Below are 6,027 nucleotides of genomic sequence, written 5' to 3' on the forward strand. Positions count from 1 at the left end.
GGGCAGATGATGAGCGCGCCGGCAATGACTGTCGCCCCCGATGTCACGCTCGGCCAGGCCGGCCGGCTGATGCGCGAGTACGGTGTCAATCGGCTCCTCGTCACGGGACCGGACCGGCGGCTGCTGGGCGTCGTCACCGCCGCCGATCTGCTGAAGGTGTACGAGCGTCCGGACGACGAGATTCGCGCCGACCTACGCCAGTTGCTGGCGACCCTACCCAGGCGGGACCTCGCTTTCGATGTACGCGACGGCGTAGCCACGATCGCCGGAACCGTCGAGGAGGCCCTGACCGCGACGCTGCTCGAACGGCTGGTCCGGGACGTGTCCGGCGTGACGGCGGTCCACAGCGACGTCCTCGTCACCCCGCCCACAGCGGCCGCGGCCACCCCGGCCCCCGAACCACAGCAACACCCGGTGGACGGCTGGTGGCCGACCCGGCGACCCGCCCGCGCAGTTCCGTCCGGGTCAAGCCGAAGCGACGACCGGACCTGAGTTCCTTTGCTCGTCATCGCGCACCCGACAACCGTGTCCACGCATCGATACCCCTGAGGAGTCGGATAGGGCTATCGCCCAACGAACCGCGCTGCTGCTCGGCAGCGCCCACACACCACCGCGGCGGCTGTCGCCGCGCCGGAGAGCGATATCCAGCCGCCGGTGACCCGAACTGCGCCGCCGGCTGTCTCCGATGCAACGCCGGTTCGCGATTCTCAAACGCAGAGGAGTCGGAGATGGAGAAATGGTCGTTGACAGCGCTCGCCGATGGGCTGCTCAGTCATGCACTCGGCGCCTCGGATCGCAGCGGCGTACGAACCGTCTGCGATGGACGGTCGGGCCTGCTCTACCAGACGGTGATCGCCTTGGCCCACGGCCAACGGCTGGAACAGCACGACAACCCAGGCGACGCCACCGTGCAGGTACTACGGGGCCGGGTACGGATCACCGCCGGCGACGACACGACCGAGGGTTCCCCTGGACAGCTGCTGATCATGCCCGGTGCCCGGCGCACGGTGGTAGCGCTGGAAGACACGGTCCTGCTGCTCACCGCCGCCAACCGTACGACACCGATCGCGGCCGGCCTCGGCAACACCAGCCTTCGCCGTTCAATACCAGCAGCGACGCGGCTACCGACATCAGCCCGCAATGGCACCTCCGCCCGGGCCGCGAACGACCTGATCACGACGGCGCATCGCCGGGAGCCAAGTCGATGAACGAGCCACATGCTTTCGTGATCGTCCAGGCCGGGTTGACCGGGACGAAGACCGCGCAGACGCCGCGGGAGTCCACTCTCTGCCTTGGCGGCGACCTTGCGCGCGACGTCCTGGTTGCGGACGGTCGGTAAGAAACGACGCCCGGAGTTGCGCGAGATCGGCATAGCGGCCGGTGACGACGTGCGCGAACATCTGGTCGGGCGAGGCCGGGACTGGATAGTGGTGGTCTGGCCGGCGGCCTGGGACATGTGTGCGGGACGATTCGGCGCACGGCGCCGGTAGTGGAAGGCGTACAGATATGGCGACGGTGCGTCCGCAACGAATCTCGCCCTATCCGGGACCGGTGAACCGAGCGCCGAGAGGGTCTGCGGTCGCCCGATTGCTGCGGACCACCGACGCGAAGCAGATCGGCTTGATGTACCTGGTCACGTCGTTCGGGTTCTTCTTCGCCGGTGGGCTCATGGCCTTGTTGATGCGAGCGGAGCTGGCCCGGCCGGGTCTGCAGTTTCTCTCCCCGGAACAGTACAACCAGCTGTTCACCATGCACGGCACGATCATGCTGCTGCTGTTCGCCACGCCGATTGTGTTCGCTTTCGCGAACTACATCGTGCCGCTGCAGATCGGCGCGCCGGACGTCTCGTTTCCCCGGCTGAACGCGTTCGCGTACTGGCTGTACCTGTTCGGCGGGCTGATGGCCGTCGGTGGTTTCGCCACTCCCGGCGGCGCGGCGGACTTCGGCTGGTTTGCCTACCAACCCCTGGCCAGCGCGCAACACAGTCCCGGAGTGGGCGGCGACCTGTGGTACATCGGCCTGGTCCTGTCGGGCCTGGGCACGATCCTCGGTGCCGTCAACATGATCACCACGATCCTCACCCTGCGCGCGCCCGGGATGACCATGTTCCGGATGCCGATCTTCACGTGGAACATCCTGGTCACCGCCCTCATGGTCGTCATCGTGTTCCCGCTGCTGGCCGCCACCCTGCTCGCCGCCATGGCCGACCGGATGCTGGGCGCACACGTCTTCGATCCCGCCACCGGTGGCCCCATGCTCTGGCAGCACCTGTTCTGGTTCTTCGGCCACCCCGAGGTCTACATCGTCGCGATCCCGTTCTTCGGCATCGTCACGGAGATCATTCCGGTGTTCTCGCGCAAGCCGCTGTTCGGCTACAAGGGACTGGTCGCCGCGACCGTCGCCATAGCGAGCCTCTCCATGTCCGTGTGGGCGCACCACATGTTCTCCACCGGACAGGTCCTGCTGCCGTTCTTCTCACTTCTGTCCTACCTGATCGCCGTCCCCACCGGCATCAAGTTCTTCAACTGGATCGGCACCATGTGGAAAGGCCAACTGAGCTTCGAAACACCGATGCTGTTCGCCATCGGCTTCCTGGTCACCTTCCTGTTCGGCGGCCTCTCCGGCGTCCTGCTCGCCTCACCACCCCTCGACTGGCACGTCACCGACAGCTACTTCGTCGTCGCGCATTTCCACTACGTGCTGTTCGGCACCATCGTGTTCGCCGTCTTCGGCGGCGTGTACTTCTGGTTCCCGAAAATGACCGGCCGGAAGATGGACGAACGCCTCGGCAAAGTCCATTTCTGGCTCACCTTCATCGGTTTCCACACCACTTTCCTCGTCCAGCACTGGCTCGGCACCAAAGGGATGCCCCGCCGTTACGCTGACTACCTTCCCTCCGACGGATTCACCACTCTCAATACGGTGTCGACCATCGGCTCCTTCATCCTCGGAGCATCGATGCTGCCCTTCGTGTGGAATGTGTGGAAGTCCTACCGATACGGCCCACAGGTCAATGTGGACGACCCCTGGGAACACGGCATGTCCCTGGAATGGGCCACCTCCTGCCCACCGCCGCTACGCAACTTCGACCGCATGCCCCGCATCCGCTCCGAACGCCCGGCGTTCGACCTGCATTACCCCGAACACGCGCCTGGCCACTCCCTGCAACACCCACCGGCCGGAGGCGCCAAACCACTCACCGACGAATCACACGGCGGCGCCAGCTATCGCGACCGGTGAACGGGTCGGAACCTCGAACCGGCGCAGTGCGGCGCGGGCGTCATCGGCAAACCGGCGGTCAGCGGCCGGCCGGCCCTGCCTCGTAGACGAGGTCGGCCTGACACTGGCGCGGCCGCACGAACGGCGTCAGACGCGCTTCGAGCGGTGCCCGGGCATCCTGCTCGACGAGCCCCTGCAACAGCCCGAGGTGCATGGCGCACACGATGCCGGGGTGGTCTTCCGCCAACGACCAAAAAGGACAGGCATGCAAGGTCATCTGCACCTGACCGCCGTTCGCGGCGACGGCGGGTTGAAAGCCCAACTCGGTGAACACCGCTGAGACCATGCTTACGGTGGCCTGCACGTCGTCGGACTGGCCAGGGGAGTGCGGCCGAAGCCGCTGCGCCCACGCCCAGCCGGCCTTCCTGGCTATATCGCTGCCGTCGTTCTCAGCCAGATGGTCGACAAGGACAGACGCGAGAAGTTCGTATCCACCGTCTTGCACCGCGGCCGTGACCGCCTCGTACACGGTGCGGGGCCGCCCGCGACGACCCTGTCTGGCCGAGTGTTCCCGAACGAAACCAGTTTTGATCAGCACGTCGAGATGGAACCGGACGGTATTGGGATGCAAACCGGTGACAGCAGCCAACGCCTGAGCGTCCGCCGGAGCGGCGGCCGCCCGAAGAGCCTGTAGCAGCCGTCGTCTGCTCGGAACGGCGAGTGCTCCGAAGGTCACATCATTAGGCACGCCCTGAATATACACGACGAGTATGGTAAAAAACATTGAGGAGGCGTTCATGACATACGTGATCGCAGAACCGTGCATCGACGTCGTCGACCAAGCGTGTGCGGAGGAATGTCCGGGCGGTTGCATCTACGAGGGTTCTCGCGCCCTGTACATCGAGCCCGCCGAGTGCGTCGACTGCGGTGCCGCGCTGGTCAGCGGACACGGCAAGCCTGCGTCGTGAACATTCAGCCGCGGCCTGACCGGGAGTGACCTGGCTTCGAGGGTGGGGAGGAAGCATGATGAGACAGGGTGGCCCGCACTGGCCGCTTCGGCGGATGATCGTTGTCGGCGTCGACGGCTCCTCCGGCTCGAAGGTCGCTCTGCGCTGGGCGCTGACGCAGGCCGAGCGAACCGCCGCCGACGTTGAGGCCGTTAACGTTTGGACGCCGCAAGCGACCTACTGGGCAGGCATGCCGGGGGCGTTCGTCGTTGACGACCTCGCCGCTGTTGCCGAGACGGTCCTGCTGGACTCCTTGGTCGAGGTGACCCGGGAGTACGGCCGGTCGGTTCCGATCCGCCCCCGGGTGATACGGGGATTTCCCGCCGAAGAACTGCTCCGAGCCGGCAGCTCAGCCCAATTGCTGGTCCTCGGCGCACCCACGCACGGCACCATGACCGGTCTGCTGCTCGGCTCGGTCAGTCACCGATGCGTTCAAGGCGCGACCTGTCCGGTCGTGATCGCCCCGGCCACGCCGAATCGGCTGCCACCGCAGTCGTTGAGGTGGACTGACGCGGACCGGCAGGTCATACCACCAAGGAGTTGAACATCGGACCCGCTTCCTGAGCCGCCGGGCCGGACCGGCGGCAATCCGGCGGTCACCTTTCGCGAAGAAGGCAGCCATGAACCCCACTCCGTCGCGCACCGATCTGACAGTCCCGGCCGACGTGCTCGTCGCCGCCGCGGAGGCGGCCGCGCGTTGGGCGCCCTCAGTGCTGAACACCCAGCCATGGCGCTGGCGGGTACATCCGGACCGGCTGGAGTTGTTCGCCGAGCCCCGTCGTCAACTCGGCGTCCTCGATCCGGACGCTCGGCTGATGATCCTCAGTTGCGGCGCCGCCCTGCATCACGCGTGCGTTGCCCTGGCCGCCCAGGGCTGGACCCCGCGGGTCACCCGTACACGCGGTCCTTCCACAGTCGGGCCGCTGGCCGTACTCGACGGCTTCGAAGAGGTAGCGATCACCTCGGCCGCACGTCAGCAGGAGCAGGCCATGCGGACGCGATGCACCGACCGCCGGCCGGTCAGCGATCAACCTGTCGCGTCCCTCGCCATCCGCGCCATCGAAGCCAGCGCGACAGGCGCTGTCCGTCTGCAGGTCCTGACCGCTGAGCAGGTCCTTGATCTAGCCGCTGCCGTATCGAGAGCCGACGCGGTGCAAGCTCTCGACCCGCGTGCCCGCGAAGAGCTCGACCACTGGACGAGCCGGACCATGACCGAAGGCGTCGGACTGTCGCCGGAGGCGCTGCCGGAGCGACTGGCGCAGACCACGGTTCCGGGTCGCGGGTTCGGCCACGCGGGAACCCTGCCGATCGGGGCCGGCCACGACCGGGCCGCCACGTACGCCCTGCTCTACGGCGACGGCGACGACCCTACGCAGTGGCTGCAGGCGGGCGAGGCGTTGTCGGTCATCTGGCTGGCCGCCACCGCGCTCGATGTCTCGGTGCTGCCGTTGAGCGACGTCGTCACCGTACCCGGTACTCGCGAAGCACTCCGTCGGGTACTCAAACCTCTGGATCATCCGTACCTGGCGCTGCGGCTGGGAATCGCTGACGCTGCGCCCGGCGTGCTGCCGCGCACCCCTCGGCTACCGGCCGCTCAACTCGTCGAGGTTGTCCCCGCCGAACGCCGCTGACGAAACGACTTCCGGCCACCCGACGCACGGATGTGGCCGGTAGAAAGGAGTCAGGATGAAGCCCACGACCGGGCGGCGCCCGGTGATCAGCGATGGCCTACCGAGCCAGCTTCCGGACATCGACCCCGAGGAAACCAACGAGTGGGTCGAGTCGCTGGATGGAGTCATCG

General features: G+C 66.8%; 7 protein-coding genes and 1 pseudogene. 7 read left to right on the forward strand and 1 reads right to left on the reverse strand.

All coding sequences use genetic code 11. The annotated features are described in order from the left end of the window. The first annotated feature begins 9 nt into the window (after window positions 1–9). The 4 genes from AB0M88_RS20135 (at window position 10) to ctaD (ending at window position 3,240) form a co-directional block, all read left to right on the forward strand. On the forward strand, window positions 10–492 hold the full coding sequence (locus tag AB0M88_RS20135; RefSeq protein WP_364103998.1) for a CBS domain-containing protein: 483 nt from the start codon (window positions 10–12) through the stop codon (window positions 490–492). Between the two features lie 236 nt (window positions 493–728). Further along, window positions 729–1,208, forward strand: coding sequence for a cupin domain-containing protein (locus AB0M88_RS20140; protein ID WP_364103976.1), 480 nt, complete (start codon window positions 729–731; stop codon window positions 1,206–1,208). Window positions 1,209–1,292: 84 nt separating this feature from the next. Then, window positions 1,293–1,490 carry a hypothetical protein gene (locus AB0M88_RS20145; protein WP_364103979.1) on the forward strand — a complete coding sequence of 66 codons (198 nt, stop codon included), beginning with the start codon at window positions 1,293–1,295 and terminating at the stop codon, window positions 1,488–1,490. Window positions 1,491–1,506: 16 nt separating this feature from the next. Continuing rightward, complete coding sequence (gene ctaD / locus AB0M88_RS20150; protein ID WP_364103981.1) at window positions 1,507–3,240, forward strand: cytochrome c oxidase subunit I; 1,734 nt, start codon at window positions 1,507–1,509, stop codon at window positions 3,238–3,240. 58 nt (window positions 3,241–3,298) lie between these two features. Here ctaD and AB0M88_RS20155 read toward each other — a convergent pair whose 3' ends face one another. Then, the gene (locus AB0M88_RS20155; protein ID WP_364103984.1) at window positions 3,299–3,982 is read right to left on the reverse strand and encodes a helix-turn-helix domain-containing protein; all 684 of its coding nucleotides are present in this window, start codon (window positions 3,980–3,982) and stop codon (window positions 3,299–3,301) included. 34 nt (window positions 3,983–4,016) lie between these two features. Between AB0M88_RS20155 and AB0M88_RS20160 the strand changes: the two are divergent. The 3 genes and pseudogenes from AB0M88_RS20160 to AB0M88_RS20170 all read left to right on the forward strand — a co-directional run. Next, window positions 4,017–4,151: pseudogene (locus AB0M88_RS20160) on the forward strand (ferredoxin family protein); the annotation flags it as partial. A gap of 130 nt (window positions 4,152–4,281) precedes the next feature. Beyond that, window positions 4,282–4,770 carry a universal stress protein gene (locus AB0M88_RS20165; protein ID WP_364103986.1) on the forward strand — a complete coding sequence of 163 codons (489 nt, stop codon included), beginning with the start codon at window positions 4,282–4,284 and terminating at the stop codon, window positions 4,768–4,770. Window positions 4,771–4,891: 121 nt separating this feature from the next. After that, window positions 4,892–5,857: a nitroreductase gene (locus AB0M88_RS20170; RefSeq protein WP_364103989.1), complete on the forward strand. Its 966-nt coding sequence runs from the start codon at window positions 4,892–4,894 to the stop codon at window positions 5,855–5,857. Window positions 5,858–6,027 lie beyond the last annotated feature (170 nt).

Origin of the sequence: Actinoplanes sp. NPDC051411, from assembly GCF_040682075.1 — a bacterium.
Classification (GTDB): domain Bacteria; phylum Actinomycetota; class Actinomycetes; order Mycobacteriales; family Micromonosporaceae; genus Actinoplanes.

Excerpts from the sequence above, each read along its gene's own strand:
- AB0M88_RS20140 (WP_364103976.1), top strand. The coding sequence starts at position 729 with ATGGAGAAATGGTCGTTGACAGCGCTCGCCGATGGGCTGCTCAGTCAT.
- ctaD (WP_364103981.1), top strand. The coding sequence starts at position 1,507 with ATGGCGACGGTGCGTCCGCAACGAATCTCGCCCTATCCGGGACCGGTG.
- AB0M88_RS20165 (WP_364103986.1), top strand. The coding sequence starts at position 4,282 with ATGATCGTTGTCGGCGTCGACGGCTCCTCCGGCTCGAAGGTCGCTCTG.
- AB0M88_RS20135 (WP_364103998.1), top strand. The coding sequence starts at position 10 with ATGAGCGCGCCGGCAATGACTGTCGCCCCCGATGTCACGCTCGGCCAG.